A 26,625-nucleotide genomic window follows, 5' to 3' on the forward strand; every position below is an offset into this window, starting at 1 on the left:
ACCGGATCCGGCAGTCCCAACTGGCGGTCGCCGCCGTGCTGCTGATCGGCACGGCGGGGTTCGGCCTGAGCCGGTTCGGTCCGCAGGTCGGATCGGCGCCGGTCTCGCCGGCCGGGCAGAGCACGTCGGCTGCGCCGACCACCCCGGCCGTCGTCGACACCGCACCTGCGACGCCGGTCGACGCCGCGCAGTTGCTGGAGCTGTTCAGGGCGAAGCTCCCGGTCGGTCTGGAGCTCAGTGAGCCGTTCAAGAAGGACCGGGTCCCGGACCGTCCGGGCTGGCCGTCCACGTCACTGGTCGCCGCCTACACCGTGAGGAACGGCGTGGGAACGGGCTCCGTCGGGATCGAAATCTCCCACACGGCCCCGGACCTGGCCCCGGACGGCGCGACGGGCAGCGCCAGCTGCGTGCAGCCGACCTGCACCACAACCCCGCAGCCCGGCGGTGGCAACCTGACGGTCAGACAGGGCGCGGGAGCCGTCGACGGCCGACAGATCTGGTCCGCCACGCTGGAGGGGCCGGACGGCACGGTGGTCTGGGTGGGCGCCGACAACATCCCGGGCCCAGGCACCGGACGGACGGCGATCTATCCGAACGCGCCATTGCTGACTGCGGCGGAGCTGTCCGCCCTCGCCCTCGACCCGGCCTGGCAGCGGGTGGCGGGCGGCCTGCCCTCGCCTTGACCTGCGGACATCGCGGCCGCGCGGTGGGTCTCATGAGTACCGGTACTCATGACCGGGCTTCGTTCCTGCGGAAAGCTGGCGCACGCGGCCCGGCTCGACAATTGTTCTGTTCAAGTACTGACCATCGGGGGATTCAGAGATGCACAACGGTGCCAAGATCGGTGTCGCGGCAGTGACGGCGGCCATGTTCGCGGGCGGTGGCTATGCGGCGTACTCGCTGGTGGCGGGTGACGACGCCGGGAGCTCGGCCCCGAAGGCCGCGCAGTCCCCGAAGGTTCTCGCGGTGGTTGCCGAGCTGCCGTCAGCGGAGGTCGCCGCACAGGGTGCTTCGGCGTTCCTGGCCGCATGGGCCAAGGGCGACTACGAGGAGGCCGGGCGGCACACCGACAAGCCGGCGGCAGCGATCGTCGCCCTGGCGAAATTCCGGGACACCTTGACGCCGACGTCGCTGGCACTCACGCCGGGGGGCCCGACCGCCGCGAACCTCGCGAACTCGTCCGCCTCGCCGTCCGCGTCCGGTGTCCCGACGGGTGCCGGAGTGCCGCTGTCGTTCCACGCGAAGGTGGAGCTCAAGGGCGCGGCCAGTGCCTGGCAGTACGACGGCGCGGTGGCGATGGTGAAGCTGAACGACGGCCGGGCGGTGGTGCACTGGGAGCCGAGCGTCGTGCACCCCAAGCTCGACGGCACGAAGGTCCTGGCGGTGCAGCCGATCTCGGCCTCGGCGTCGCAGGTGGTGGACCGCAAGGGCCGTCCGCTGACCGAATTCCCTTCGGTGCAAGCCGTGTTGGAGCAGATCCGGTTCAAGGACGAGGGTACGACGGCGAGCGGCGGCACCGGTGTGGTGGTCACCCAGGCGGGAGGTTCGGGCACTCCCGAGCGGCTGTTCACCATCACCGAGCCGAAGGACGGCGCAAAGAAGCCGCTCACTCTGGACGCGGACCTCCAACGGGTCGCGGAGGCGGTGGCGAAGGGGCAGTCCGGTCCCGCCTCGGTCGTGGCGATCGAGCCGAGCACCGGGCAGATCCTGGCGCTGGCCAACAACCCCGCGCAGGGGCCGAACCGGGCGTTCGGCGCCACCATCGCGCCCGGCTCCACCATGAAAGTGATCACCGCCGCCGCGCTGCTGGAGGCCGGTCTCACCCCGGACAGCCCGCTGCCGTGTCCGAAGACCACCAACGTGTCCGGCCGCGCGGTGCCGAACGACTTCCTGGACGAGCGGCTCGGCAACACGTTCAAGGACGACTTCGCGCAGTCCTGCAACACCGCCTTCCTGGAGGCCGGTCAGGCCAAGCTCAAGCCCGGAACCCTGCCGGCCCTGTCCAAGGACGTGTTCGGCCTCGGGCTGGTCTGGCAGACCGGTCTCCCCACCTTCGACACCAAGGTGCCGCTGGAGAGCAACCCCGCAGAGACCGCGATGGCCTACATCGGACAGGGCCGGATCCAGACCAACTCCCTCGCGATGGCCTCGGTCGCGGCGACCGTCCAGAGCGGTACGTTCCGGCAGCCGATCCTGGTCCCCGGCACGGCCCAGCCCAGGGCCGCCCGTTCGCTGGACCGTACGGTCCTCGGTCAGCTGCAGTCGATGATGAGGCGGACGGTCCAGAGCGGCACCGCGAGCGGAGCCCTGGGCGGTATCCCCGGGGCGGCCGCGAAGACCGGTACCGCCGAGGTCAACGGCCAGAGTGCGCCGAACAGTTGGATCACCGCCTACGCGGGCAACCTGGCGGTGGCGGTCGAAGTGCAGGCCGGTGGCCACGGCGCGACGGCCGCCGGGCCCGCCGCCGCCAAGCTGCTGGAGGTCGGCAACAAGGGCTGAGCGGTGCTGGGTCGGCAGGACGCACGCCGTGACCTCAGGCGGCCAGGGCGCGGCGCAGGGCGGTGATCAGAGTGGCGTGCTGCCGCTGGGAGATCTCGGCGGACAGGATCGCCAGCGAGCCGTGGAAGGTGCCAGGCCACTGGTGCAGCTCGACCGACACGCCCGCCTGCAACAGGCGCAGCGCGTACTCGACGGCTTCGTCGCGGAGCGGGTCGAACTCCGCGGTGGCGAGGTAGGCCGGCGGCAGCCGGGACAGGTCGGCGGCCCGCGCGGGAGCGGCGTACGGGATGGCGGTCCGGCCACCCAGGTAGTGCCGCCACACCGTGGTCAGGGTGTCGCGGTCGTGCCAGGGCGTGTCGGTGAAGTTCCGCTGCGACCAGGTCTGTTGGCGGTCGTCGAGCCCGGGCTCGTTGAGCAGTTGGAAGCGGATCGGCGGCCCCTGCCGGTCACGGGCGCGCAGCACCACGGCGGCCGCGAGCCCGGCGCCCGCGCTGTGCCCGCCGACGGCGATCCGGGCCGGGTCGATGCCGAGCTCGGCGGCGTGCTCGGCCGTCCAGGTCAGGACGGCGTAGGCGTCGTCCAGGGCAGCGGGGTACTGGTTCTCGGGGGACCGGCGGTAGTCGACGGAGATCACCACCGCGCCGGAGCCGGTGGCGATCCGGGAGGCCCACGGGTGTTCGGTTTCCAGGTCGCCGAAGACGAATCCGCCGCCGTGCAGCCAGATGACGGCGCCCTGGGCCTGGTGCGGGCGGTAGATCCGGACCCGCACGTCCGGGGTGCCGGGCACGGTGCGGTCCTCGATCTCCAGACCGGTGGTGTCCGGTGCGGGCCGCGAGGCGGCGAGTGCGGCGAAGGTCCTGCGGGTGGTGACCGGGTCGGTCAGGTCGATCGGCGGCAACAGCGGGACGAATGCTTCGAGTTCGGGATCCATGACGACCATCCTCGCCGTCGGCGGGTTCGGGGTCAGCCGCCATCTGTCGCGCGTTCCAGCTCAGTTGCGCGCCGTTCGGTGTCTATCCTGCTGCGATGGAAGCACTGGCCGTTCGGCTGTCGGGACTGGACCCGTACGTCGAGGGCGCGATCCGCGTGGTCGCGTTCTACGACACGTTGATGCGCCGACGGGTGGATCTCCCGGCGCTGGCCCGGTCGTCGGCGGGCCTGGCCGAGTGCGGGGCCGGGATCCGGCTGTCCGGTACCGGGCGGGTGATCCGCGTCTCGGCCGACGGCGCGGAGCTGTCGGACCCGACGTCAACTCCCTCCAGCACGGCGCCGATCACCCTGGACGAGGAGGAGATCGGCACGGTGTGGCTGGAACGTCCCGGCCCGCCGAATCCGCTCGACGAGGTGCTGCTGGACCGGTTGGCCATCGCCGCCGCAGCGGCCGTCGAACGGTACGGACCGGCCCGCACCACGATGGCCGACCCCGCGCTGGTCGAACTGGTGATCAGCCCTGGCAGCGACGAGGCGGACCGGGCCAGGGCCCTGCGCCTGCTGGGCTTCGCCGTCGACCTGCCGATGCGTGCGATCGCCGTCCGGTCGGAGCTCCCGCTCGACCGGATCGGCGCCCTGATCTGCCCGGCCCGCCCGGTCAAGGCGGCCCAACTCGCGGACGTGGGCGTCATCCTGGCCACCACCGTGGACCAGTCCGGATTCCCGGCGGAGGTCCGCGCGGGCATCGGTGCGGCCGCGAGCCCCGACACGTCCTGGCGACAGGCCCGCACCGCCCTGCGCTTCACCGGCCCGCGCGAACCCGTGGTCCGCCACGCGGACCTGGGCGCACTGGCGCTGCTGGCCGAGATACCCCAGCAGGCCGCGCGCGAGAACACCGACGTGGCCGCGATCGCCCGGATGGCCGCCGACCCGGAGGATCTGGAGACGCTGGACGCCTACTGCGTCACCGGCTCGATGCGCCGCGCCGCCGACCTCCTCCACCTGCACCACAGCAGCGTGGCCCGCCGCCTCGAACAGATCGGCAGGACCCTGGGCATCGAACTCACCGAGCCCGGCGGGCAGTTGCGGGCCACGCTGGCCCTCGGGGCGTGGCGGCTGCTCGAAGGCTGAGCACCTCGAAGGCTGAGCACCTCGGCGGGCCGGTGGCAACCTGCAGAAATGCAGGTACTGCGGACCGCCCGGACAGTCGATCATGAGGGCAGACACCTTCTCGCCCGGGGGAAGGCCGTACGGACCCGGGCCGGGTCCTTCCGTCACGGGGGTGCGGAGGGCCCTGGCCCGGGTCAGCCGACCGGAGCGGTGGCCGTCGCCGGGCAGACCGGGGCCTGCGGGTCGTCCCGGGTACGGACGGCCGGGAGCCAGGCGTACTGCTCGGGGAGGCCGTCGATCCGGACCCGGTACCAGCGGGGGGTGCCGATGCCGTTCTCGTCCTCGACCCGGTCGCCGTCGTTGACCACGCAGTCGGTGAGCAGCACGTCGTCGTGCCAGACCCGGTGCGCGACCACGTTGTCGGCGGCGTACTTGCGGTGCGGGTCGCGGGCCAGGCCGAGACTGCAGGCGGGCACCCGATCCGTCAGGTCCTTGCAGTTGCCGTCCATGTTGTAGACGCGGATCGGCTTGGTGGCGGCCGCGGCCGGCCCGGCCCCGGTCCTGGTCCCGGCGTCGGCGGACGGCCAGGCGAGCCAGCCGGCGGTGACGGCGCCCGCGAGGAGTACGGCGCCGAGGACCGTCCACGTCCCCCGGCTCGGGCTCCGGCGGGGGACCGGAGCGCACTCGGCCGCTGCCGCGCGGATCCGGGGCAGCAGGCTGTCCATGGTGTGCCGGGCCCGCTCGGCCGGGTCGGCGGCGAGGCAGTCGGTGAGCACGGCCTGCCAGGCGGCCGGGAGTTCGGCGGCCAGCCGGAGCCTGCTGCGCCCGGTGCCGTACTCGTGCACGGCGGCCGCCCGCGCGGCCGGGGTGCCGCCGTCGAACGGCAGCGCGCCACCGGTGAGGATCTGGTGGGCGGTGATCCCGAAGGCCCAGATGTCGGTGCCGGGGCGGGTCATGACGCCCCGTTCGCTGAGCTGCTCGGTCCGGCGCTCCGGGGGGAGGTAGTCGGGGGAGCCGAGCGGCGGCGCGTAGCCGTGCGTGCCCTCGATCCGGGCGGCGAGCCCGAAGTCGGCGAGCCTGGCGGTGCCGTCGGCCATCAGCAGGATGTTCGCGGGTTTGAGATCGCCGTGGACCCAGCCGGAGGCGTGCAGGTGGGCCAGCGCCTCGGCGATCTGGATCAGCAGCGGACCGGCCGCCGGCAGGCTTGGCTGCTCGCCGTCCTGGCCGTCCTGGCCGGGTGTGTTGTCCCGGCCCAGGGCGTCGAGCAGGCTCCGGTCGGCGAGCTCCATGATCAGGGCGATCGCGCCGTCCAGTGACGGTGTGTCCGGGTCGGAGACGACCTCGGTGCCCAGCACCCGGATCAGGTGCGGATGGTCGGTGGCCCGGCTGAACGCGACCTCACGGTCGGCGGTCTCGGCCAGCGCCCTGGCCTGGCGCGGGGCGAGCCCGGTGGTGGTGAGGAACTTGACGGCGGCCACGGCCGGTTCGCCCTCGACCGCGGGGCCGACCCGCCGGGCCAGATGGACGCTGCCCCAGCCGCCCGCGCCGAGGAAGCCGGTGATCTCCCAGTCGCCGACCCGGTAGCCGGGCGGGACGGCCACCGCCCCGTCGGGCAGCGGTCGGTCGATGGCGGGTACGGGACAGTCGTTCACGAGTTCTCCAGACGGGTCGCCGGTCGGGTGGGCAGCAGCGCGAGATGGTCCTCCCGGACCAGCCCGAACCTGAGCGCGAGTGAGACCACGGCCTCGCGCTTGCCGTCCATCCGCCGCCCGCCGCTCTCCGGCTGACGGACCCGCAGCTTGTTGCGGGCCAGGTAGTCGATGTGGAAACTGACGGTGGGTTCGGAGATCCCGGGGCACGTGGGGTGGGTCCGCAGCCGCTCCACCACCTGCCGGGTGGTGGGTACCGCCGAGGCCGACATGTCGCGCAGCCGGGGTTCGCAGAGGGCCACCAGCACCAGGAAGTAGGTCGCCGACTCGTCCAGTGGAAAGGCCATCAGGGTGGCCGGACCGGCGGACTGCGAGAGTGGCGGCGCGTCGTAGTACGTGTGCGCCGGGGCGAACACCTGGAAGCTCTGGGAGGCGCCCTGGGTGGGCAGCACCACCCGGGCGAACTCGAACGGTACGGGTGCGCCGATCCGGCGGGGCGCGATCCTGATGTACTCGCCGGCCCCCTCCGGGTTCTCCACCACATAGCTGAGCGAGGTGCTGAAGTTGCTCAACTGCCAGTGGTCGTCCGAGGCCCGGAGCTCACCGGCCAGCCGTGGCACGGCCGGATCGGGCAACGCGATCTCGACCGGTTGCTCCGCGCTGCCCCGGCCGAACCGGGCCACCTCGCCCGGGCCGAGCTCAAGGCTGACAGCGGTGCCGTCGGCCGAGGCCACGTGCACCAGGACGCTCCCCATCCCCCCACCTCTCCCGCCCCTCGGGTACGCGCATTGGCCGATCCGCTGGGCGAAGACCTGTCAGGGCGCAATCAGAATCGACGCTGTGTCGAAATTAATCAACATGACGCGCACCACAGGTTTGTCGGTGTCAGGTCAGGGCTGTCGGAGGCCAGACCGGAGTGGCGGCGTAGACCACGCGTTGGACGACCGTCTCCAGCAGTTCGACCACCGCCGCCTCCGCCTCGTCCCCCGGCACGCCGAGCGGTGAGGTGGCCAGCACCGCGAAGGTCAGCTGGTTGAGCGCCCGGGCCAGGGTCTCGGCCGGCGGCGGCCCCGCCGGCGCACGGCCGGCCGCCCGTTCACGGCGGATCCGGGCGGCGGTCAGGTCGATGCAGTCGCCGATCATCCGGGCCCGGAGCGGCGCGATCACCGGGTCCGGTGCGGCGTCCAGCAGGACCTGCCTGAGCAGGTCGCGGTGCTCGCGCCAGACGCCGACGCTCCGGCGCAGCGCGGCCCGGAGCGGTTCGGGGTCAGGACCGCCGCCCTCGCTCCAGGACACCATCGCCTGGCTCAACTCGGCGGCCACCGGCGCCAGCAGCCGGGCGAGCACCTCGGCCTTGGAACCGAAGTAGAAGTAGAAGGACGACCGGGAGATCCCGGCCGCCGCCGCGAGGCTGTCGATGGTGATCTGGGCGATCGGCTGCTCGGCGACCATGGCCGCAGCCACCCGGAGAATGGCCTGCTCCCGCAGGTCACCCTTGCTCGGTCCGCGCCTGCGCCCACCAGTCATCGGCCAATCGTACGAGTACGCGCCGCCGTACRGAACGCTGCCCTCCGGAGACCGATGCCCTGCTGCCGTACCGGATCTGCGCGAACCGGCCGGGGGTGCCTGACCGCCTGTCGCCTGCGCCACGCGCGCTAGGGTCCTGGTCAGCCGCGTTCTTGAGCTCTGCGGCGGAACCGGGGTGGGGCAGTGCTGCAGGTGACGGCTTTCGACGAGTACGAGCGTCGGACGTGGGCCGGTCGTGCCGAGGCGTTCGCGGGCAGCTTCGCACGGCTGTGTGCGTATCCGGCTTCGCAGTTGCTCGATGCGGCGGCGGTGGGGGAGGGGGTTCGGGTCCTCGATGTCGGGACCGGGACCGGGACGGTGGCCGCGGCGGCGTGTGAGCGTGGCGCGAAGGTGACTGCCGTTGATGCCGAGCCCAGCATGGTGGAGTTGGCGGGGCAGGCCGCTCCGTCCGCGGAGGTGGTGACGGCCGTCCTGCCGGAACTCCCCTTCGAGGACGGCGCCTTCGACGCGGTGGTCGGCAACTTCGTGCTCAATCACGTGGGGCGGCCGAGGGACGCACTGGCGGAACTGCGGCGGGTGGTCCGCCCGGGCGGGCGAATCGCGCTGACGATCTGGGCGGTCCCGGCTCCCGCCGGCCAGGCTCTGCTGGGCCGGGCCGTCGAGGCGGCGGACGTGACCCGACCGTCGGATCTGCCTCCGCTGGCGGCGGAGGACGACTTCCCGCGCGACCCTGCTGGTCTGGTCTCGCTGATGGCGTCGGCCGGACTGCGTGAGGCGACGTGCGAGACGCTGCGCTGGGATCACCGGGCGAGTGCCGAGGAGTGGTGGAGCGGGCCGGCGGCCGGGGTGGCCTTCATCGGGCAACTGCTGTTGAGCCAGTCCGAGCAGACTCGTGCGGACGTCAAGCGACACTTCGAGGTGCTGTCACAGGAGTTCCTCGGCGAGGACGGCCTGCTGGTCCTTCCGCACGCCGCCTTGCTGGCCGGTGCCTGTCGCTGAGTCAGAGGGCATCAGCCGTTCGCCCGGTGTTCGGTCTTCACCGAGCCGGGCCGCTAACCGTTCGGGGAGCGGAGGCCGTCCATCAGGACGGTGAGGTAGGCGTCCGTGAGCTCCGGGGAGGCGGGCTGTGACCGGGCGACGGCGTACGCGGTCCGGCCGATCAGTGCGGTGGTGACGGCGGGGTCGAGGTCGGTGCGGACCGTACCGTCCCGCTGCGCGCCGACGATCATCTCCCGCACGACCCGGACGAGTTCGTCCCGCAGGGCGGTGGTGGCGGGCAGGGTCAGGCCGTCCAACTGGTCGCCGATGGCGTGGTGCGCGGACTGAAAGGCGATCAGTTCGGTCAGGAAGGTCCGCAGGGCCTGTGCCTGGTCGTCCTGTTCCAGGAGTCGCCCGGCGCGGTGGACCACCGGCTCGAGCAGGCCCGACACCGCGGCGTCCAGCAGTGCGTCCTTGCCGCCGAAGGCGCGTACCACGGTGGCCGCGCCGAGCCCGGCCCTCCTGGCGATGGCCTCGACGGTCAGCGGGCTGCCCGGTTCGGCCAGCAGCGCCGTCGCGGCATCGAGGGCGAGTCGACGGTTGCGGACGGCGTCGGCCCGGCGTCCGCCCTCGGCGGGTGTTGACAACTGGAACGTCCCTTCCACATACTCAACTGGAACATGCATTTCAGTTACCGTATCGCACCGGGAGCCCCCATGAACGAGCGGATCCTGATCTCCGGCGCAAGCGTGGCCGGGCTGACCCTGGCGTACTGGCTGGCCCGGTACGGTTTCCGCCCCACCGTGGTCGAGCGCGCGCCGGGCCTGCGCGAGGGTGGCCAGGGCATCGACGTGCGGGGTCCGGCCGTCGAGGTGGTCGAGCGGATGGGGATCCTGCCGTCGGTCCGGGCGGTGGCCACCGACGTGCGCGGTGTGAAGTTCGTCGACGCCGAGGACCGCGCCGTCGCCCGGATCGGCACCGAGGACCCGAGCGGGGTCGAGATCATGCGCGGCGACCTGGTGGCACTGCTGCACGAGACGGCCCGGTCCGGCGTCGAGTACGTCTTCGGAGACTCCGTCAGTGCGGCGGCGCAGGACGACAGCGGAGTGACCGTCACCTTCGAGCGGGGCGGCACCCGCCGCTTCGACCTGGTGRTCGGCGCCGACGGCCTGCACTCCACCACCCGCCGCCTCGCCTTCGGCCCCGAGGCACGGTTCCTGCACCACCACGACCACTACTTCGCGTTCGCCGACGCCGAGGCCGCGCTCGGCGAGGACCGCTGGGTGACGATGTTCAACCAGCCGGGCCGGATGGCCGGGATCTACCGGTCCGGCCACCACGCCCAGGCCAAGGCGTACTTCATCTTCCGCTCCGGCCCGCTGGCCTACGACCACCGCGACACCGCCCAGCAGAAGCAGCTGGTGCGCCAGGCGTTCGCCGACGGTGCGTGGCGGACCGGAGAGCTGCTCGCCACCGCGCTGGACGACCCCGACTTCTACTTCGACGCCCTGGCCCAGGTGCGGATGGACTCGTGGTCGACCGGCCGGGTGGCGCTGCTCGGGGACGCCGCATGGTGTGCCTCCCCGGCCTCCGGCGCGGGCGCCGAGCTCGCCCTGGTCGGCGCCTACCGGCTGGCCGGGGAGCTCGCGGCAGCCGGCGGCGACCACCGTCTCGCGTTCGCCCGCTATCACGCCGGGCTCCGCCCGCTGGTCCGGCAGCGGCAGCAGATCGGCCTCAACCTCCGCGTCATGGTGCCGAGGACCGCAGGCGGCCGTCGGGTGCGCGACGCCTTCGCCCGGCTGCCGCTGGCCCGGCCCCTCGGCACCCTGGAACGCCTCGGCCGGGCCGGCAACCGCCGTGCCCTGCCCGAGTACGCCCCGGCTCGCTGAGCTTGCCGTTCGACCTCTGGGCTCGACTGTACCGGTACTCGCTGACTGGCCGACGGGACAGGGTAGTTGACCAGGCACCCTGCGCCTGGACCTGCTTGGGCCGCGTCAAGAGTCTGGGCGGGGAGCTGCGGTCTCGGTCTCGCCCTGGCCGAGTCCCTCTGTGGCTCCGTGGTGACAACGGAGAGCGGTTGTCGATGAGTTTGGGCAGCAGAGGTTGATCTGCTGCCGTCGAAATGTCGCTGGGATCCGAGAGCACCTAAGCGGCGTGTCGGCTGAGACTCGCGGTCATGGCGGTCAGTGAGGTGGAATGAGTCTGATCGGGCCATGGGTCTGACGATCGGACTGGAGTGCATCGGTGGGGACGATTCTCAAGGGCGTAAGCCGCGTGCGCTGGCACGAGTTGAAGCATGCCTATGGATCTGCGGCCGATGTTCCCGGCGTGCTGTCGCGGGTCGCATGGGGCGACGCCCGCGCGAGTGAGGCAGCCCTGAGCGATCTCGCTCTGTGGATCGGTGAGCTGGCAGTCTTCGACGCGACCGTCGCCGCTGTTCCCTTCCTGTGGGACCTCGCGGTCACCGAGACCGTGAACTCCCGGGCCGGGGTCATCGGGTTGCTGCAGACGATCCTCGAACACGGCAACCCGCCGCAGCCGAAGGTGCAACTGGAAGCTCACCAGGCCGTGCTGAGCCGCCGGGCGACAGCGGACCAGCTCACCCACGACAGTGACCCTGTGGTGAGGGTAGCGGCTCAGGATCTGCTGGCTGGGATCGACAGCCATCTGAGCGAGTCCTGTTGCCGGGTTTGATGCAAGGACCTTCCCTGCTGCTCTGGTGGCGGCCGTCGTATGGCCTGACCAGCAGGGGAAGGCCCGAGAACCGTCAGCTGACGGCCTGCTGCTGTTCGGCGCGGGCGCGGGTAATGCTCGGACGCCTGTGTGGCCGGTCTCCGGCGTTCCCGAACCGGTGAGCGAGGCAATCACACGACAGGGCGGCCGAGTTGGATGTCACCGGCGTGGACACGGAAGACTGCAGCACCAGGGGCCTCCTTTTGCTCGATTGGATTCGACACCCACGAGCTGTGCGGGAGGCCCCACTTTCATGCCCGGCCAGCCTGAAGATCACCCACCCGAGTCGGCAGGCTCGCCTGTCAGTTCTGGTCGGACGCGTCGCCGTAGACGTTGTCTGGGCTGACCACCTGGGTGATGGCCCGCCCGAGCAGTGTGCTGGGATTCTCGCTGTTCGAGGGGATGTCGGTGTTGAGCAGGATCACCATCGTCGCCTTCTGGGCGGGCAGGTAGACCGTCAGGCTCTGGTAGCCGGGCAGGGAGCCCGCGTGGCCGATCCACCCGTGGTTGATGTCGATGCCCAGCCCGTAGGCGTCACCCGGCGCGCCGGTGGGCTGCGCGTCGAGGCGCTCCGCCTGGGTCTGCGGAGTCAGCAGTCCGCCTGTCGCGACGTTCTCCGCCCAGGAGCGCATGTCGTCGAGGTCCGAGATCATCGCGCCGGCTGCCCAGCCCCAGCTGGGGTTGAAGTCCGTGGCGTCCGCCACCGTGCCGTCCGGCGTCACGTCGGTGTAGCCGTGGGCGTGCGGCAGCGGGAACTCCGCCGCCTCCGGCAGGAAGGTGTGGTCCAGGCCGCTCGGCCGCGTGATCAGGTCCCGGATCACGTCCCTCAAGGGACGGTGGGTGACCTTCTCGACGACCAGGCCGAGCAGCACGGTGTTGGTGTTGGAGTAGTCGAACTGTGTGCCAGGGGGGAACTGGTTGGGGTGCTCGAAGGCGATGCTGAGCAGCTCACTGGGCGACCACTGGCGATGCGGCTCGGTCGCCAGCAGGTGCTGGAAGCCCGCGTCCTTGCTGTAGGCGAACAGGCCGCTGCGCATATCCGCGAGCTGACGCAGCGTGATGTGCTCTCCGTCGGGCACTCCGTCGACGTACGCGGAGATCGGGTCGTCCAGGCCGACCTGCCCGCGGTCGACGAGTTGGAGCAGCGCGGTGACGGTGAAGGTCTTGGTCTCGCTGCCGATCCGCATGTTCAGGTCGGTGCGCATCGGGGCGCAGTCGCTCGTGTCCGCGACGCCGAAAGCCCGCACGTAGCGTGGCTGTCCGGGCTTCCAGACGCCCACGATCACTCCAGGGACACCGGCATCGGTGGCCGCCTGCTGGATCACCCGGTCCAGTTCCGCCGCGGTCGCATCCCAGGGCTGTGACGCGGCGGCCGATTCCCTGGAAACCGGTACGGCCGCTGCGGGACCGGCAACCGGAGGCAGGGAGGCCGTTGCGCAGGCAGAGACGACCATCGCGATGCTGAGCAGGGCAGTTCGGCCCATTCGGATGCACATGCGTTCTAGGTAAGGCCCTTCAGGTCCTTGCCCGCAGCGCCACGCCGCCCCCCAGCGCGCATTCATCCGAACGCCTCGGGCTCGCTCCGCAAAGAACTCTCACAGGCCCTCGCTGATGTACGTCCGACGGCTCTGGAGAATCCCGTGGAGATGAATCCGGCGCCCCAGCTCCAGGAGTGAGGCGAACCAGTCCTCGTGCTCGGGGTCGGCGTGGACCAGCGCACGGGCTGCCGGTGGCAGTAGCCCTCCGGCTGCCCGCCCTGCCCTCCAGCCAGGCAGGCGTTGGAGCCAGGCAGGCGGGAGGGCGTACAACAGCGACAACAGGGCCTCCTGGACTGCTCAAGGTTTCGACAACCCCGAGCTGCACCAGAGGCCCCGTCTTCATACCCCGCGGGCGACAAGATCGCACGACCGAGTTTCTCAGTCGAACCCGTGTCCACCATGATCGGTACGACAACGGGCTTCTCAGGGCGGTATGTCAGAGTCTGCGGATGCTCGCGATCGTGGTGAAGACGGAGAACTGGGAGCGGCACGTTCGTGTTTCCGCTGAGGATTTGGCCGGGCTGGTCAGGCGGATCGGCGGCGACGGTGATCGGTTCCTGGTCGTCCAGCGGGTACCCGACCTGCCGGACGTTTTCGCTCAGGTCTGGCACAAGGCCGGCGGGCAGTACACGTTGGAGTACCGCGACGGTGCTGCCGACCGGCACTTCGAGGTGATGGTCGACAGTCCCGGGGCAGTGATTGCGGCGATGACCGGTTGGGCCCGCCGGGAATCCGGTTGGGACGCCGGTCTGGCGTGGTCGTTGATGGACATGGGCCCCGTCCGCGAGGTGCCGCCGCCGGCCCTGGACGAAGGCGAGCGCGAGGAGTTGGAGGCGCGCGTTCGCGAGGTGCTGGCCGGCGGCTACACCACCCGCGCCGAACTGGCGGAGCTCGCCGAGGAGTACCTGGTCACCGCGGACCGTCGGCCTGTGTCGCGGGAGCAGGCCCAGGTGCTGGCCGACCGGATGTGGCTGGAGCGTGTCGCCGTGCAGGCCGACTGGCAGGGGGAGACCGACCCGGAGCGGCTCACCCGTGCGTTCACCGCCTTGGCGGAGGCCGGTATCACCGCCCGTGAGAACTTCACCTGTTGCCGCAGTTGCGGCGAGTCCGAGATCGGCGGTGAGGGTGGGCCCGAGGCCCGTGGCTTCGTCTACTTCCACACGCAGTGCACGGACGCCGCGGCGGTCGGCCACGGACTGACGCTGCTGTTCGGTGGCTTCGACGGCTCGTCAGAGACCACCGCAGCCATCGGCCACGAGGTCGTGGCCGCCCTCGAAGCGGTCGGACTCCCCGTCGAGTGGGACCACGATCCCGGCCGCGCCATCACCGTCACACCCCTGGACTGGCGCCGCCGCCTGGTCGGGTAGAGATCGTCCTCACGGCCTTTGGCTGGGCAGCGACAGATGGGCACGACCGCACGGGCCCTGAGGCATGACCAGCTGTTTGACGAAGCCCAGCAGACCGCTGACCCACTGCATCTCTGCCGGGCGTGCGAGCACCACCGTTATCCAGCGCAGGCCGTGATCGCCCTCGGGCGTCCTGGGCGGATCAGCCGGCTCGGCGGGTCTCTTCCGGGGCCGGTGGGCCGGTGGTGGACGTGCTGATCCAGTTGGCGAGGATGCCGAGGGCTTCGGTGGAGGGGGGCGTCGAGGCCGGAGCCAAACTGTGACCTTCGGCCATGCGTCTTTTCGGTGGGGTGGAGCGTGTAAGGAGTTGAGAGGCTGATCATGAGTGGATCGGTCTGCCGGGTGCAGTGTTGGGGGAGTGCGACAGTGAAGTCGATGCGCAGGGGTCTCGCGGTGGGGGCACTCGGAGGTGCTCTGGTGCTGGTGGCCACGGGGTGCAGCGGCGAGGGGAAGAGCCCGGCCGTGTCCGGTGCGGGCAATGCCGCGGCGGCCCTGCAGAGCGCCACGCCGGCCAAGCCGACCGTGTCGGCGGCCGTGGTCTCCATCGAGCCGGGCAACGGCGCAAAGGACGTCAAGCCGGCCGGTGCGCTGAAGGTGTCGGTGGCGGGCGGCAAGCTGACCACGGTGACGGTGACCGGCCAGGACGGCAAGGAGGTGCCCGGCGCGGTCACCGCGGACGGCCTCGGTTGGGCCCCGACGGCCGGCCACCTCGAGATCTCCTCGACCTACAAGGTCAACGCCCGGGCCACCGACGCCTCGGGCGTGGCCGCCACGGCGGAGAGCAGCTTCAGTACGCTCACCCCGACGAAGACCGCGGGCACGCGCGACAACATCGACGACGGCCAGGCATACGGCGTCGGCATGATCGTCTCGGTCGGCTTCGACAAGGCGGTCAAGGACAAGGACGCCGTCCTCAAGGGCATCACCGTCGAGGCCTCGGACGGCACGGTGGTCAAGGGCCACTGGTTCGGCGACACCCGGCTGGACTTCCGTCCGGAGAAGTACTGGACCCCGGGCACCAAGGTGACCGTCCACCGCCGCCTGACGAGCGTCGAGACCGCCCCTGGCGTGTACGGCGGGCCGGACAAGGACGAGCCGTTCACCATCGGCCGCTCCCAGATATCCACGGTGGACCTGGCCGCGCACCGGATGACCGTGGAACGGGACGGCCAGCCGGTCGACACCATCCCGATCACCGGTGGCAAGTCGGGCTTCGACACCTGGGGCGGCGCGATGGTGGTCGAGGCGATGGAGGGCACCACCCGGATGACCTCGAACGGCGTCACCTCCGCAGGCTCCGGCGACGAGTACGACCTGGTGGTCCCGCACGCGATCCGGCTCACCGACTCCGGCACCTACGTGCACGGCAACTACTGGAGCAGCTCGATAGGTTCGGCCAACGGCAGCCACGGCTGCATAGGCGTCCAGGACGTCAAGGGCGGCAGCGACAGCTCGCGAGCCGGCAAGTTCTACAAGTCGACGATCGTCGGCGACGTCGTCAAGGTGGTCAACTCCAAGGGCGACGTGGTCTCCCCGGAGAACGGCCTCAGCGGCTGGAACGTCCCGTGGGGCTCCTGGTAGCCGACGCCGCGACCGGCAGGTGCGCGAACCCGGTGCGGATGCCGTCGGCATCCCGAAGTGGTGTGCTGGGCAGAGGGTCAAGCGCGCCGCCAGGACGGCGGTGCCCCGGTGGACAAGGAGTGTCCGGCCATGGCTGTCCTCATTCATGCAGTGGTTCCGGGAATCACCAGCGATCAGTACGACGCCCTGAACGCAAGACTTCAGGAAACGCCCGAGATCTTCGACGGGTGTCTGTCCCACGTCTGCGTAGCCACCGACGAAGGGCTGGACATCTTCGACGTCTGGGCGAGCGAGCAGCAGATGATGGCGTTCGCGGACAAGATGATGCCCATCGCGGTGGAGCTGGGCTGGCCCGCCACGCCTGGTCAGCCCGAGATCCTGCCGGTGCACAACTACTGGACTCCGGGAGCATAGAGCCGTTCTGACGGGCCGTCGGGGGAGCTCCCCGGCGGCCTCAGGCGATACGAAGGATGCTCTTGCCGTGGGTCGCGCCCTCGGCGAGCCGCTGCACCGCGACGGCCAGGTCCGCCAGCTCGTACTCGGCGGTGATGTCCACACGCACCCGCCCGTCGGCGACGAGCGCGAGTGCGCGGCGGGCACTGTCGGCGAGGCGCTCGGGGTGGGTCCGGCTGAGCAGGTTGCTGTTGTAGGTCACGAGCGATTGGCCCTGCATGAGCAGGTTGTTGGTGTCGGCCAGGACGGGTTCGAACGTGCTGAGGTTGCCGTACGCCACCAGGCGGCCGTGCGGGGCGAGTTGCCCGAGGCCGGCCCGGCGGGTCGAGCCGCCGACCGGGTCGAGGATCACGTCGAACTCCTCGTCGCCGAGCCGGGCCGGAAAATCCTCGCGCAGCAGGAGTTCGTCGTAGCCGAACTGGGCGGCGTAGGCGGCCCGGGCCTCGTTGCCGACCACACCGACGATCCGGCCGGCTCCGGCCGAGCGGGCGAACTGGACGGCAAGTGTGCCGACCGAGCCGGCGGCCGCGTGGATCAGGACGCGGTCGCCGGGCCGCACGTGCGCGGCCGTGTTGATCAGGTCGTAGGCGGTCGGTGCGCCCCACCCGAGACCGGCGGCGGTTCGCTGGGGGAGGTCTCCGATACCCAGGGCGAGCACGGCGTCCGCCAGGACCACCTCGGCGTACGCGCCCGCCTGGGTCAGCACGGCGACGGGTTCGCCGATGCGGCCGGCGTCGACGCCCTCGCCGACGGCCGTGATGATCCCGGAGGCCTCGAAGCCGGGGACGAACGGACGCGGTACCGGGAAGTGCCCGTCCCGGACCATGGTGTCGCCCCACTGGACCCCGGCGTAGGCGACGCGGATCGCCACCTGGCCGGGGCCGGGGGTGGGCTCGTCGAGTTCGGTGAGGCGGTAGCGGTCGTCGGTGTCGAGAAGGACAGCCTTCATGGTCACAGCTCCTTGTGCTGACTCAGGATCCTTACAGTCGAGGACTCTATGGATGTAAGATCCCTGAGTCAACACATGAATTTGTCAGAGCTCCTGGAGCGCATGGTGGAAGCCCCGATGGATGACGACCTCTGCCCGCGGATCCGGCGGTCCGAACAGGCCCTGATGGCGCATCACGAGGCCGTGCTGCGCGCCTACGGATTGACCATGACGCAGTACACCGTGCTGTTGGCCCTCGCGCGCGAAGGCGGTCTGTCCGGAGCCCAACTGGCCCGCTCCTGCGGGGTCACGCAGCAGAGCATGAGCAGCGTGCTGGCCAACATGGAGACCAAGGAGCTCATCCGCCGCGAGACCTCCCCGGTGCACGCCAAGGTGCAGATCGCCACCCTGACCGAGGAGGGCCAGGCGCTGCTGGACCGCGCCTACCAGGAAGTGATCATCCTCGAACGCGCGCTCACCGACGCGTTCACGCCCGCCGAACACGCCACGCTCTGCGAACTTCTGGAACGCGCCACCAACGTCCTGATCCAGCAGACGCGCCGCGCGACGGTCCCGCCGGCCGGCTGAGCCGGTTCAATCCGGCGCGCTGCCGACGCGGAACCTGGCAGTATCCGCCCATGGAGATCCGTCGGATTACTCAGACTGACGCGGTTGAGGCGGCCGGGCACCTGTTCGATGAGGCCCCTCTGCGGGATGCGACCGAACGGTTTCTGGCGGACGGGCGGCACCACCTGCTGATCGCGTACGTGGACGACGTCCCGGCAGGCATGGTGACCGGGGTGGAGATGACGCACCCGGACAAGGGGACCGAGATGTTCCTGTACGAGCTGGGCGTGGACGAGCCGTTCCGTGGGCAGGGCGTCGGCCGGGCGCTGGTGGCGGCGCTCGCGGAGCTGGCACGCGAACGCGACTGCTACGGCATGTGGTCGATCACGGAGGAGGCCAACGCGGCGGCGCTGGCGACGTACCGGCACGCCGGGGCTGTGACGGAGGAGGGTCAGGCGGCGCTCGTCTGGACGTTCGATCAGACGTAGCGTCAGCGACCGCGGGGTTCCTCCGGGCCGGCCCTGGGCCCCGGCCGGTGACGTACGCCGCCGGGGCCCCGTCCTCAGTGGTGGAACCCGGCGCGGTCGGCCTCCGGGGGCACGCCCTGGGTCAGGCGCTGGAGGGCGCGGCGCATGTCGGCGGCGAGCAGGGCGATCTCGTCGCGGCCGACGCCGTGCCGGATCAGGACGCGTTGGATGACGGTGTCCTGCTGGTCGGCGGGCAGGGGGTAGGCCGGGACCTGCCAGCCGCGCATCCGGAGCTGGTCCGAGAGGTCGTACAGGCTGAACCCGGCGCCGGCCGGGTCGGTGAGCTTGTAGGAGACGGCGGGCAGTGCGCCGTTCCCGTCGTACAGCAGGGTGAAGGGGCCCATGTCGGCGACCTGCCCCGCCAGGAACTGGGCGGTGTCGGCGCAGGCCTGCTGGACGCGGCGGTATCCGCCGCGGCCGAGGCGCAGGAAGGCGTAGTACTGGGCGACGATCTCGCCGCCCGGGCGGGAGAAGTTCAGGGCGAAGGTCGGGATGTCGCCGCCGAGGTAGTTGACCCGGAACACCAGGTCCTCGGGGAGCAGGTCGGCGGTGCGCCAGATCGCCCAGCCCACGCCGAGCGGCGCGAGCCCGTACTTGTGGCCGGAGGCGTTGATGGAGGCGACCCGCTCCAGCCGGAAGTCCCAGACCAGGTCGGGGTGGAGGAAGGGCGCGATGAACCCGCCGCTCGCGGCGTCGACGTGGATCGGCACGTCCCAGCCCGTCTCGGCCTGGATCCGGTCGAGCTCGGCGGCGAACTCGGCCACCGGCTCGTAGTCGCAGGTGAAGGTGACGCCGAGGATCGCCACCACGCCGATGGTGTTCTCGTCGACGTAGTCCTTCAGCTGGTGCGCCCGCAGTCCGGTGGCGCCGGGCTCCAACGGGACCTGGCGCAGCTCGACGTCGAAGTAGCGGGCGAACTTGTCCCAGCAGATCTGCACCGGTCCGCAGACCAGGTTGGGCCGTTCGGTGGACTTGCCCTCCCTGCGCCGCCGCTCACGCCAGCGCCACTTCAGGGCGAGGCCGCCGAGCATCGCGGCCTCGCTGGAGCCGGTGGTGGAGCAGCCCATCGCGTTGGGCGCGTCGTCGCCGGTGGACGGCGCGTTCCACAGGTCGGCAAGGATGTTGACGCACCGTGACTCGATCTCGGCGGTCTGCGGGTACTCGTCCTTGTCGACCATGTTCTTGTCGAGGCACTCGTTCATCAGGCGGTGCACTTCGTCGTCCGACCAGGTGGTGCAGAACGTCGCCAGGTTCTGTGCCGCGTTGCCGTCCAGCAGCAGCTCGTTGTGGATGAGCGCGTAGACCACCTCGGGCCGGGAGGGGTCCGCCGGCATCCGGTGCTTCGGGNNGAGAACGTCCTCGCTCAGCGGCGACGCGAACAGGTCCGTGGCCGAATCGACTGCGCGAGGGTCCTTGGCTTCGTGCAGGGCCACGGGGTGTCTCCTCGGGCAGAAGGGTGGGGGCTGCTGGGCTACCGAATGCAGATATACCGGACATTCAGTGCGCTCGCGCTCGACGTGGGCGCCGGTTCGGGGCGGACGGCCCGTCACATTCCTCGGCCGGGATCCGTCGATGGAGTGTTGGCAGCTCGATCCTGACGAACTCTCCGAAAGGCAGTCCGGCCATGACCACTGTTTCGACCACGTCCACGACCACGACCACCGACTCCGCCCCGAAGCCGTCCTCGCGGATGTCCGACCCGATGGAGCTGATCCCGGAGCTCAAGGAGGTGGCCGCGGCGCTGTTCAAGGCGACCGGCAACCGGTCGGTGCCGCGCACCACCATCGGGCTGGTCCAGCTGCGCGCCGGGCAGATCGTCGGCAACACCTACCTGACCGTCCTGCACACCGGTCTGCTGCGCAAGGCCGGTGTGAGCGAGGAGCGGCTCACCGCGGTGGCGTCCTGGCGGGACGCGCCGTACTTCACCGACGCCGAGCGGGTGGCACTCGCCCTGGTCGAGGCCGTCCTGCTGCCCTCCCCGCACGGCGAGCGGGTCCCCGACGACCTGTACGCCGAGGCGGCCCGCCACTACGAGCCGAAGGCCCTGGCCACGCTCACCATCGCGATCGGGCAGGTCAACTTCTTCATCCCGCTCGCGTTGATCGGCAAGCCGCTGCCGGTGGACAACTTCACGACGGAGCAGTGGACCTGATGCTTCGTGCGGTCGGTCGCCGTGTTGCGCGTGCCCGGGCGGCCTACCGCTGGTAGAGCTCCCGGGCGCGGACCGGGTCGACCGGCTCGTCGCGGTGCAGCGGCAGGAAGTGCTCCAGCTGCCACACCTGGGCGCGTTCGGCCTGGCGGTTGGTGGTGGTCACCCAGGGCGGGTAGACGCGGAACGCCCGCTTGCCGCCCGCCCCGTCCGTGGACACGATGCCGCGCCGGCGGAGCGTCTCCATCGGCAGGACGAACTGGCCGAGACGGTGCCCGTCGCGGGTGCTGACGACGACGAGGTCGACCGGGTCGGCGGAGTCGAAGGGCTGGATCGGACCGCCCGGAGACCTCTTCCACACCGTGACGAACTGGCCGACCTTGGTCGGGGTCGTCCTGGCAGCCCGGAACCGGACCGAGCGGCCGTCGACCGTGAACCCGTGTGCGGCGTACGCGGCACTCTCGGCTTCGGGGACCGGCCGCGAGCAGCTGAACCCGCACGGGTCGTAGACCAGCTCCTTCGCCGCGAGGAGGTCGTCGTGGAGGGGCTCGGGTGCGTGGTCACGGTTCGTGGGCATCGGCCCACTCTGTCATTGGCAGGTGCGACCGGGACATTCGAGTACTGACGGTGCGTCGGGTGGGCCCGGTGTGGGCTGCTGCGCAGCCCTTTCGGTCATAGGTAGCCGGGCTCGGCGGTCTCCTGGAAACGGAGGACGGAGCAGGGGAGCAGGTCCGTTCAGCTGATCGCGAGCTGCAGGGGCCCCAGAGCCAGTTTGCTCCGGCACGAGTCGACGGCCCGGGTGACCCAGCCGGTCACGGCGTCCTGATCTGCCGCGATCGCGTGAAGCTCACGTGTCTTCTCCTGGGCTTCGACCATCCAGGGCGCCAGGGCGTCCTCGCGCAGGACACGCTCGAAGAGACCGCGGGCCGTGTCCGTGGCCCCGACCAAGGCGGCTGCGATCCCCGCGTCGAAGCTGTCCCAGAGGAATCCCCGCTGCGCCGGCCTGGACGTCAGATGCCGGGCGACAGCCGGCAGATCCGGAAACCTCTCCCTCAGCGCCGTCGTCTCCGCCGCGGCCTGTCGGCCAAGTGCCAGCGCCAGAGGAGTGAACTGGCCCTCGGTTCGAAATATCTCGTGGCCGGTCCGGCCTGAGCCAGCATGAAAGGCCAGGTAGTCCACGTCGTGCCACAGCCACATCGCACCGACATGGAGGCTGCTGCCGGCCGTCCGCAACGGGGTGAACTCCACAACCCCGAGCCACCATCCGTGATCATCGATCCACACCCGCGACCGCCCGCGCTGGGCAAGGCCGAGTGGCTTCAGGGAATCCCGCGCCGCCGAGGTGATGATCCGGAGGACCGGACTGCGATCTGCCATGACCGGCATTATTGTCCGTCGCATCGCACCGACACCCGCTCGGGCGCCGTCATCTCCACTCCACGAGGTCGGGCACGAGCTCCAAGGGACGGTGTGACCGAGGACCGCACGCGGTGAGGCACGGTCGTCAACGCCTTGCTGGGCGGAGCCGGGTCATCAGGGGCGGGTCTGGGTGATGCGCCACAGGCGGCGGGGTAGGCCGCCCTCCTCGAAGGGGTGGACCTCGTCGAGGGTCCAGTCGGTGGCGAGGGTGCCGACCAGGTCGCGGGGGAAGAAGTGGACGGCGAAACCGCCGTGCTCCCAGATGTCGTCGCCGTGGGCGGTGCCGGCGCCGTAGTGGGCGTCGCCGGTGTGGCGCACGGTGTAGACGAAGACGCCGCCGGGGCGCAGTACCCGGTGGACCTCGGCGACCAGGGTGTGGATCTCTCCGGTGGACAGGGCCATGCAGAGCAGCATGTGGGCGAAGACGGCGTCCACGGAGGCGTCCGCGAGCGGCAGTCGGGTTCGTACGTCGTGCACCGCGGTGCGGACCCGATCGGCCAGGTGCTGTGCGGTGGCGGCCGTTCGCAGCTGCTCGAGCCCGACCGGGCTGAAGTCGGTGGCGAGTACGGTGAAGCCCTCGCGGGCGAAGAACAGTGCGTCGCGTCCGTGGCCGGCCCCCAGTTCCAGGACCTCGCCCGCACCCGCCGCGTGGAACACCCGGGCGGCATGGACCGCAGGCTCCGACGGCTCCTCGCCGTACATGCCGGGGTGTGCGCCGTAGGTCTTCTGCCAGTGCTCGCGTTGGGTCTCGGCCAGGCTCTGGTCGCCGTCGTGCATCGCCACTCCCGTCGCTCCGGTCCCGGCAGGACCGGGTTCCCCAAGGCTAGTGCTGTGACCGCATAGGTTCGCCGGGCTGGGGCGCTGGATGTGTGACTGCTCAGGGAGTGTTCGCGGTCGCCCAGGAGCGGAACAGTGTGAGGGCCGCCCGGCGAACCTATGCGGTCACAGCACTAGGTGCGCGGCGGACGCGCGGACGGTACCGGAGAGGCCATGGCATTCGCCTGAAACTTCTCGACTGCCAGGTCGTGTTGTCCGGCCCACGATCGACCGGCGGAGAAGATGACCTGACGGGTCGCCATATTCGGCGCCACCCAAACGAAACCGGGGGGAAGAAAGGGAGGCCGTGATGCCTCTTCGAGTCGGCCGACGTGGAACTGTTCTCCTGGCTGCCTTCGGCCTCACAGCGCTCGCAGCCGGGATCAGCTGGGCCTCGATCCCGGACAGCGCCGGCGTGATCCACGGCTGCTACCAGAAGTCCACCGGCCTGGTCCGGGCCATCGACAGCCCGAGCCAGCAGTGCCACGGCGGCGAGGCCCCGCTGAACTGGAGTCAGGGCGGTCCCTCGGCCGCTCCGGCGGGCACCGCGTTCGGCGCTTACCGGGAGCTCGCCGAGATCGGCGGGCAGCAACCCGCCCCCATCCCACTGAACGGCGGCTGGACCACCATTGCCCACCTCGACCTGCCGGCCGGCTCCTACGTGGCCACCGCGAACGTCTCCCTCTTCAACCTGGCCGACCCGTACTACCCCGCGCACTGCAAGCTGACCATCTACGGCGCGCGGCGCGCGGACGCCGCCGACGTGATCCACGGAGTACAGGGCGCGAGCCAGGCGATGACGGTCGCGGGCAGCTCGTCCTCACCGGGCGGCATCGACCTGGAGTGCACCAACGACAGCAGCTTCATCGACCCGGACCGCCCGCTGGAGGTGACCAACTTCAATCTGACCGTCGTCCCGGTCGGCGGGGTGACCCAGTCCGCCCAGTGACGGGCCGACGCGAACGGCCGGGCACCCGTGCGGGTGCCCGGCCGGTTCAGGATGCAGGTGGTCAGATGAGGCCGAGCTCCTGGACGGCGTCGCGCGCCTTGGCCAGCTCGCCGACCGAGGCCCCCAGCGGGGAGCCGCAGGTGCGGTTCTCGGTGCCCCGGGGACCGGGCGTCGTGGCATGCTGTGGCGCCTGTTGATCGAATACGGGGGGCTGAGCGTTGATGCTCATAGTTGGATTGGCGTTCGCGGCGATGCCGGGGGTCCTGTGGGCGATGACGGTGCGGACCCATCGCGTCGGCTGGGCGGTCGGTGCGGTGCTTGTCGCGTGCGGGGTGGGCAAGTTGCTGCTGCAGAACAACCTGTTCACCGTCGAACGGGGACGGGACGATCTGGCCGGGGTGGCCCTGCTGCTGCCGATCCCGGTCATCATCGCGGGCTGGCTGCTGGAGCGTTGGACGGCCGGGCCGCGCAAGGTGGCGCCGCTGCAGGACCGTTCGCAGGCGGGCATCGCGGGGCTGGTCTTCTACACGCTGATAGCCGGTGTGGCGACCGGGTTCACGTATCACGACGGTGGCAAGGACAACATCCCCTCGGCCGCCCAGGTGCTGCCGCTGCCGGCCGGACTGGTCTCCCACGAACGCGACGGCCTGACCTGCAGCGCCGACCGGTGCGGCGTCGGGTTCACCGTCACGAGCAGCGCGGGCCTGACGTTGCAGCAGATCGCACAGCAGGTGCGTGACCACCTCGAACGCACCCATGGCTGGCACCTCGACAGCACCGGCCGGGGCTGCCGTCCCGCAGGGTGGGTCCTCGACCGGTCGCAGACCTGCCTCCAGGTCAGGGTCCTGCCGCTGAGCCGGCAGGTCTCCGTCGACCTGGTGAACGACAGTGCGGGGCGGTCCAGCCAGCCGGCTACGAGGTAGGCCGACCGGCGATTCGTGACGCCGCGTCAGGAGAAATTCGGTGGCGGGCCCGGGGGTCTCGGCTGATCATGGCTCGCATGAGCGACCAACCCGCGCGATGGACCCAGGCGACCGTCTACCCCGATATGTGGGCGAATCCGGACGACGATCCTCGCAACAGCGAAGGACCCAGTCCGGACGGCGAACTGGCGACGCTTCAGGACTTCCTGGCGAACTACCGCCTGACCCTGCGGATGAAGTGCGAGGGCCTGGACGCGGAGCAGCTGGCCCGTCGGTCGGTTCCGCCGTCGACGATGTCGCTGCTCGGTCTGGTTCGGCACCTCGCCGAGGTGGAGCGGGACTGGCGCAACTGGATCACCGACGGCGACCCGCTGCCGAAGCTGTACGGCAAGCGTGACGCGGACTTCGACGGAGCGGTCGCCGAGCAGGCCGTGGTGGACGCCGCGTACGTCGATCTGGAGCGGGAGCAGGCCGCGACCGACGCCGCGCTGGCCGTGCACTCGGACCTGGGCAGGCGGGTGGGGAAGGACGGCATCGCCGTGCGGGAGCTGATGGTGCACCGGATCGACGAGTACGCCCGGCACAGCGGGCACGCGGACCTGTTGCGCGAGTGTGTCGACGGAAGGGTGGGCCAGTGACCGCTCCGGGGCGCTGACCCAAGCCCTCCCCGCCGGTGTCAGCTGTCGACTCCGCGGCGGAGGGCGAGGAAGTCGAGGACCCGGCGGGTGAGCAGCTCGGTCGCGGCCCGGTCGTACGACGGCAGGGAGGAGTCGGCGAACAGGTGCTGGTGGCCGGGGTAGAGGAACAGTTCGGCACTGTCGGTGGAGTCGGCCAGGGCGCGCGCCGCGTCGAGGTCGCCGTCGTCGGCGAAGAACGGGTCGGCCTCCATCCCGTGCACCTGGACGGGAACGGCCGCCGGCCAGGCTGCGCCGAACTCCGACACGGGGAAGCACGCGTGGATGAGCAGCGCCCCCTCGGCTCCGGCCCGGGTCTGGGCCAGCTGCTGCGCCGGCATGACGCCGAGTGAGAAGCCCGCGTAGACCAGGGCGTCGCCGAGCCCCTCGACTGCGGCGATGCCACGGTCCATGAGGGTGTCGAATCCGGTCTGCCTCGCGTAGGCGATGCCGTCCTCCAGGGTGGTGAAGGTGTGTCCTTCGTAGAGGTCGGGCAGGTGGACGGTGTGGCCCGCCCGGCGCAGCTCGGCAGCGAAGGCCTCCACTCCCTTGGTCAGCCCCTGGGCGTGGTGGTAGAGGACGATCTCGGCCATGGCCTGCGCTCCTTCGAAAAGTCTAATGATCCGAAAATCTCGAACGTTCGGCGATGTTAAACTAGTCCAACCATGTCGAGCAATCATCCAACTCCGGACTACGACCTCGATGACACGATCGAGCTCACCACCGCTGATCAGGTGCGGGCGATCGGTGACCCCCTGCGCACGACGATCCTCGGCCTGCTGCACGAGCGGGCCGCGACGGTGACGGAGCTCGCCGGTGCGGTCAAGCGCCCGAAGAGCACCGTCGCGCACCATGTCGGCGTGCTGGTCCGGGCCGGACTGCTGCGGGTCGTGCGGACCCGGCGGGTCCGGGCGATAGAGGAGCGCTACTACGGCCGGACCGCCCGGATGTTCTACGTCGGCCTCGGCCGGCAGGTGGACGGTGTCGCGCTCCCGCTCGACTTCAACGACTTCGAGGTCGCGGCCAAGGAGTCGGTTGCGGCGTACGAGATCGGCCGGCTGCGAGGCTTCCTCCGGCACGCCCGGATTCCGGAGGAGCGGGCTGCGGAGTTCTGGGAGCGCATTGACCAGGTGGTCCAGGAGTTCGACCGGCTCCCGCGCTCCGGTGACGAGGTCTACGGGTTCGCCGTCGGCCTGTACCCCATGCTCGACTACCCGACCCTGCCCGACCGGGAGGACTGACGTGGCCGAGCCGCGGCGGTGGTGAGGA

The 26,625-nt window shown here is 70.8% G+C and carries 28 protein-coding genes and 1 pseudogene; 16 read left to right on the forward strand and 13 right to left on the reverse strand.

Annotated elements, in window-relative coordinates; genetic code table 11:
- Together ASC99_RS18375 and ASC99_RS18380 are read left to right on the forward strand one after the other, a co-directional pair.
- A pseudogene (locus ASC99_RS18375) lies at positions 1-683 on the forward strand (hypothetical protein); the annotation flags it as partial.
- A gap of 139 nt (positions 684-822) precedes the next feature.
- Positions 823-2,499, forward strand: coding sequence for a penicillin-binding transpeptidase domain-containing protein (locus ASC99_RS18380; RefSeq protein WP_057233321.1), 1,677 nt, complete (start codon positions 823-825; stop codon positions 2,497-2,499).
- Between the two features lie 34 nt (positions 2,500-2,533).
- Here the strand turns inward: ASC99_RS18380 and ASC99_RS18385 are convergent, their stop codons facing one another.
- Positions 2,534-3,430: an alpha/beta hydrolase gene (locus ASC99_RS18385; RefSeq protein ID WP_057233323.1), complete on the reverse strand. Its 897-nt coding sequence runs from the start codon at positions 3,428-3,430 to the stop codon at positions 2,534-2,536.
- Between the two features lie 95 nt (positions 3,431-3,525).
- On the opposite strand from ASC99_RS18385, the gene ASC99_RS18390 reads away from it, so the two are divergent.
- Positions 3,526-4,560: a helix-turn-helix domain-containing protein gene (locus ASC99_RS18390; RefSeq protein ID WP_057233325.1), complete on the forward strand. Its 1,035-nt coding sequence runs from the start codon at positions 3,526-3,528 to the stop codon at positions 4,558-4,560.
- Between the two features lie 173 nt (positions 4,561-4,733).
- Here the strand turns inward: ASC99_RS18390 and ASC99_RS18395 are convergent, their stop codons facing one another.
- The 3 genes from ASC99_RS18395 to ASC99_RS18405 all read right to left on the reverse strand — a co-directional run bounded on the left by ASC99_RS18395 (position 4,734) and on the right by ASC99_RS18405 (position 7,715).
- Positions 4,734-6,191 carry a serine/threonine-protein kinase gene (locus tag ASC99_RS18395; RefSeq protein WP_235583057.1) on the reverse strand — a complete coding sequence of 486 codons (1,458 nt, stop codon included), beginning with the start codon at positions 6,189-6,191 and terminating at the stop codon, positions 4,734-4,736.
- Positions 6,188-6,943: a hypothetical protein gene (locus ASC99_RS18400; RefSeq protein ID WP_057233327.1), complete on the reverse strand. Its 756-nt coding sequence runs from the start codon at positions 6,941-6,943 to the stop codon at positions 6,188-6,190. Before ASC99_RS18400 ends, ASC99_RS18395 begins: the two co-directional genes overlap by 4 nt.
- Positions 6,944-7,073: 130 nt before the next feature.
- Positions 7,074-7,715 (reverse strand): TetR/AcrR family transcriptional regulator, encoded by a 642-nt coding sequence (locus ASC99_RS18405; protein WP_063857118.1) that lies wholly within the window; start codon positions 7,713-7,715, stop codon positions 7,074-7,076.
- 192 nt (positions 7,716-7,907) lie between these two features.
- Here ASC99_RS18405 and ASC99_RS18410 point away from each other — a divergent pair, with 192 nt between their 5' ends.
- Entirely contained in the window at positions 7,908-8,714 is an 807-nt protein-coding gene (locus ASC99_RS18410; RefSeq protein ID WP_057233420.1) for a class I SAM-dependent methyltransferase, read from the forward strand.
- A gap of 53 nt (positions 8,715-8,767) precedes the next feature.
- Here ASC99_RS18410 and ASC99_RS18415 read toward each other — a convergent pair whose 3' ends face one another.
- Positions 8,768-9,358, reverse strand: a complete 591-nt coding sequence (locus tag ASC99_RS18415; RefSeq protein WP_235583058.1) for a TetR/AcrR family transcriptional regulator — start codon at positions 9,356-9,358, stop codon at positions 8,768-8,770.
- A 51-nt stretch (positions 9,359-9,409) separates the two neighbouring features.
- Here ASC99_RS18415 and ASC99_RS18420 point away from each other — a divergent pair, with 51 nt between their 5' ends.
- Both ASC99_RS18420 and ASC99_RS18425 read left to right on the forward strand, forming a co-directional pair.
- A complete protein-coding gene (locus ASC99_RS18420; protein WP_057233332.1) occupies positions 9,410-10,582 on the forward strand; it encodes an FAD-dependent monooxygenase in 1,173 nt (390 codons plus the stop codon).
- Positions 10,583-10,937: 355 nt separating this feature from the next.
- A complete protein-coding gene (locus ASC99_RS18425; RefSeq protein WP_057233334.1) occupies positions 10,938-11,387 on the forward strand; it encodes a hypothetical protein in 450 nt (149 codons plus the stop codon).
- Positions 11,388-11,728: 341 nt separating this feature from the next.
- Here ASC99_RS18425 and ASC99_RS18430 read toward each other — a convergent pair whose 3' ends face one another.
- Positions 11,729-12,751 carry a serine hydrolase domain-containing protein gene (locus ASC99_RS18430; protein ID WP_369825111.1) on the reverse strand — a complete coding sequence of 341 codons (1,023 nt, stop codon included), beginning with the start codon at positions 12,749-12,751 and terminating at the stop codon, positions 11,729-11,731.
- A gap of 662 nt (positions 12,752-13,413) precedes the next feature.
- Between ASC99_RS18430 and ASC99_RS18440 the strand changes: the two genes are divergently transcribed.
- The 3 genes from ASC99_RS18440 to ASC99_RS18450 all read left to right on the forward strand — a co-directional run bounded on the left by ASC99_RS18440 (position 13,414) and on the right by ASC99_RS18450 (position 16,365).
- Complete coding sequence (locus tag ASC99_RS18440; RefSeq protein ID WP_057233341.1) at positions 13,414-14,331, forward strand: hypothetical protein; 918 nt, start codon at positions 13,414-13,416, stop codon at positions 14,329-14,331.
- Positions 14,332-14,745: 414 nt separating this feature from the next.
- A complete protein-coding gene (locus tag ASC99_RS18445) occupies positions 14,746-15,951 on the forward strand; it encodes a L,D-transpeptidase (RefSeq protein WP_063857120.1) in 1,206 nt (401 codons plus the stop codon).
- Between the two features lie 129 nt (positions 15,952-16,080).
- Positions 16,081-16,365, forward strand: a complete 285-nt coding sequence (locus ASC99_RS18450; RefSeq protein WP_057233345.1) for a hypothetical protein — start codon at positions 16,081-16,083, stop codon at positions 16,363-16,365.
- A 40-nt stretch (positions 16,366-16,405) separates the two neighbouring features.
- On the opposite strand, the gene ASC99_RS18455 is transcribed toward ASC99_RS18450, so the two are convergent.
- A complete protein-coding gene (locus tag ASC99_RS18455) occupies positions 16,406-17,353 on the reverse strand; it encodes a zinc-binding alcohol dehydrogenase family protein (protein WP_057233347.1) in 948 nt (315 codons plus the stop codon).
- Positions 17,354-17,455: 102 nt separating this feature from the next.
- On the opposite strand from ASC99_RS18455, the gene ASC99_RS18460 reads away from it, so the two are divergent.
- Positions 17,456-17,920, forward strand: coding sequence for a MarR family winged helix-turn-helix transcriptional regulator (locus ASC99_RS18460; protein WP_235583059.1), 465 nt, complete (start codon positions 17,456-17,458; stop codon positions 17,918-17,920).
- A 50-nt stretch (positions 17,921-17,970) separates the two neighbouring features.
- Entirely contained in the window at positions 17,971-18,387 is a 417-nt protein-coding gene (locus ASC99_RS18465; protein WP_057233351.1) for a GNAT family N-acetyltransferase, read from the forward strand.
- 74 nt (positions 18,388-18,461) lie between these two features.
- On the opposite strand, the gene ASC99_RS18470 is transcribed toward ASC99_RS18465, so the two are convergent.
- Positions 18,462-19,773: glutamate decarboxylase (locus tag ASC99_RS18470; RefSeq protein WP_235583060.1), on the reverse strand; the 1,312-nt coding region annotated here is incomplete at its 5' end.
- 277 nt (positions 19,774-20,050) lie between these two features.
- Here ASC99_RS18470 and ASC99_RS18475 point away from each other — a divergent pair.
- Entirely contained in the window at positions 20,051-20,578 is a 528-nt protein-coding gene (locus tag ASC99_RS18475; protein ID WP_057233355.1) for a carboxymuconolactone decarboxylase family protein, read from the forward strand.
- A gap of 43 nt (positions 20,579-20,621) precedes the next feature.
- Here the strand turns inward: ASC99_RS18475 and ASC99_RS18480 are convergent, their stop codons facing one another.
- The 3 genes from ASC99_RS18480 to ASC99_RS18490 form a co-directional block, all read right to left on the reverse strand.
- The gene (locus ASC99_RS18480; protein ID WP_057233357.1) at positions 20,622-21,152 is read right to left on the reverse strand and encodes a MepB family protein; all 531 of its coding nucleotides are present in this window, start codon (positions 21,150-21,152) and stop codon (positions 20,622-20,624) included.
- A gap of 158 nt (positions 21,153-21,310) precedes the next feature.
- Positions 21,311-21,952, reverse strand: a complete 642-nt coding sequence (locus tag ASC99_RS18485; RefSeq protein ID WP_157531602.1) for a hypothetical protein — start codon at positions 21,950-21,952, stop codon at positions 21,311-21,313.
- Positions 21,953-22,108: 156 nt separating this feature from the next.
- Positions 22,109-22,771, reverse strand: a complete 663-nt coding sequence (locus ASC99_RS18490; protein ID WP_057233422.1) for a class I SAM-dependent methyltransferase — start codon at positions 22,769-22,771, stop codon at positions 22,109-22,111.
- A 349-nt stretch (positions 22,772-23,120) separates the two neighbouring features.
- Here ASC99_RS18490 and ASC99_RS18495 point away from each other — a divergent pair, with 349 nt between their 5' ends.
- Complete coding sequence (locus ASC99_RS18495; protein ID WP_157531603.1) at positions 23,121-23,759, forward strand: hypothetical protein; 639 nt, start codon at positions 23,121-23,123, stop codon at positions 23,757-23,759.
- Between the two features lie 61 nt (positions 23,760-23,820).
- On the opposite strand, the gene ASC99_RS38630 is transcribed toward ASC99_RS18495, so the two are convergent.
- Complete coding sequence (locus ASC99_RS38630; protein ID WP_157531604.1) at positions 23,821-23,988, reverse strand: hypothetical protein; 168 nt, start codon at positions 23,986-23,988, stop codon at positions 23,821-23,823.
- A 22-nt stretch (positions 23,989-24,010) separates the two neighbouring features.
- On the opposite strand from ASC99_RS38630, the gene ASC99_RS18500 reads away from it, so the two are divergent.
- Both ASC99_RS18500 and ASC99_RS18505 read left to right on the forward strand, forming a co-directional pair.
- Positions 24,011-24,682, forward strand: a complete 672-nt coding sequence (locus ASC99_RS18500; RefSeq protein ID WP_057233363.1) for a hypothetical protein — start codon at positions 24,011-24,013, stop codon at positions 24,680-24,682.
- Between the two features lie 68 nt (positions 24,683-24,750).
- A complete protein-coding gene (locus tag ASC99_RS18505) occupies positions 24,751-25,320 on the forward strand; it encodes a DinB family protein (protein ID WP_082598429.1) in 570 nt (189 codons plus the stop codon).
- A 38-nt stretch (positions 25,321-25,358) separates the two neighbouring features.
- Here the strand turns inward: ASC99_RS18505 and ASC99_RS18510 are convergent, their stop codons facing one another.
- Positions 25,359-25,949: a dienelactone hydrolase family protein gene (locus tag ASC99_RS18510; RefSeq protein WP_057233367.1), complete on the reverse strand. Its 591-nt coding sequence runs from the start codon at positions 25,947-25,949 to the stop codon at positions 25,359-25,361.
- Between the two features lie 72 nt (positions 25,950-26,021).
- Here ASC99_RS18510 and ASC99_RS18515 point away from each other — a divergent pair, with 72 nt between their 5' ends.
- Positions 26,022-26,597: a transcriptional regulator gene (locus ASC99_RS18515; RefSeq protein ID WP_057233370.1), complete on the forward strand. Its 576-nt coding sequence runs from the start codon at positions 26,022-26,024 to the stop codon at positions 26,595-26,597.
- Positions 26,598-26,625: the final 28 nt, after the last annotated feature.

Source organism: Kitasatospora sp. Root107 (assembly GCF_001424875.1).
Classification (GTDB): domain Bacteria; phylum Actinomycetota; class Actinomycetes; order Streptomycetales; family Streptomycetaceae; genus Kitasatospora.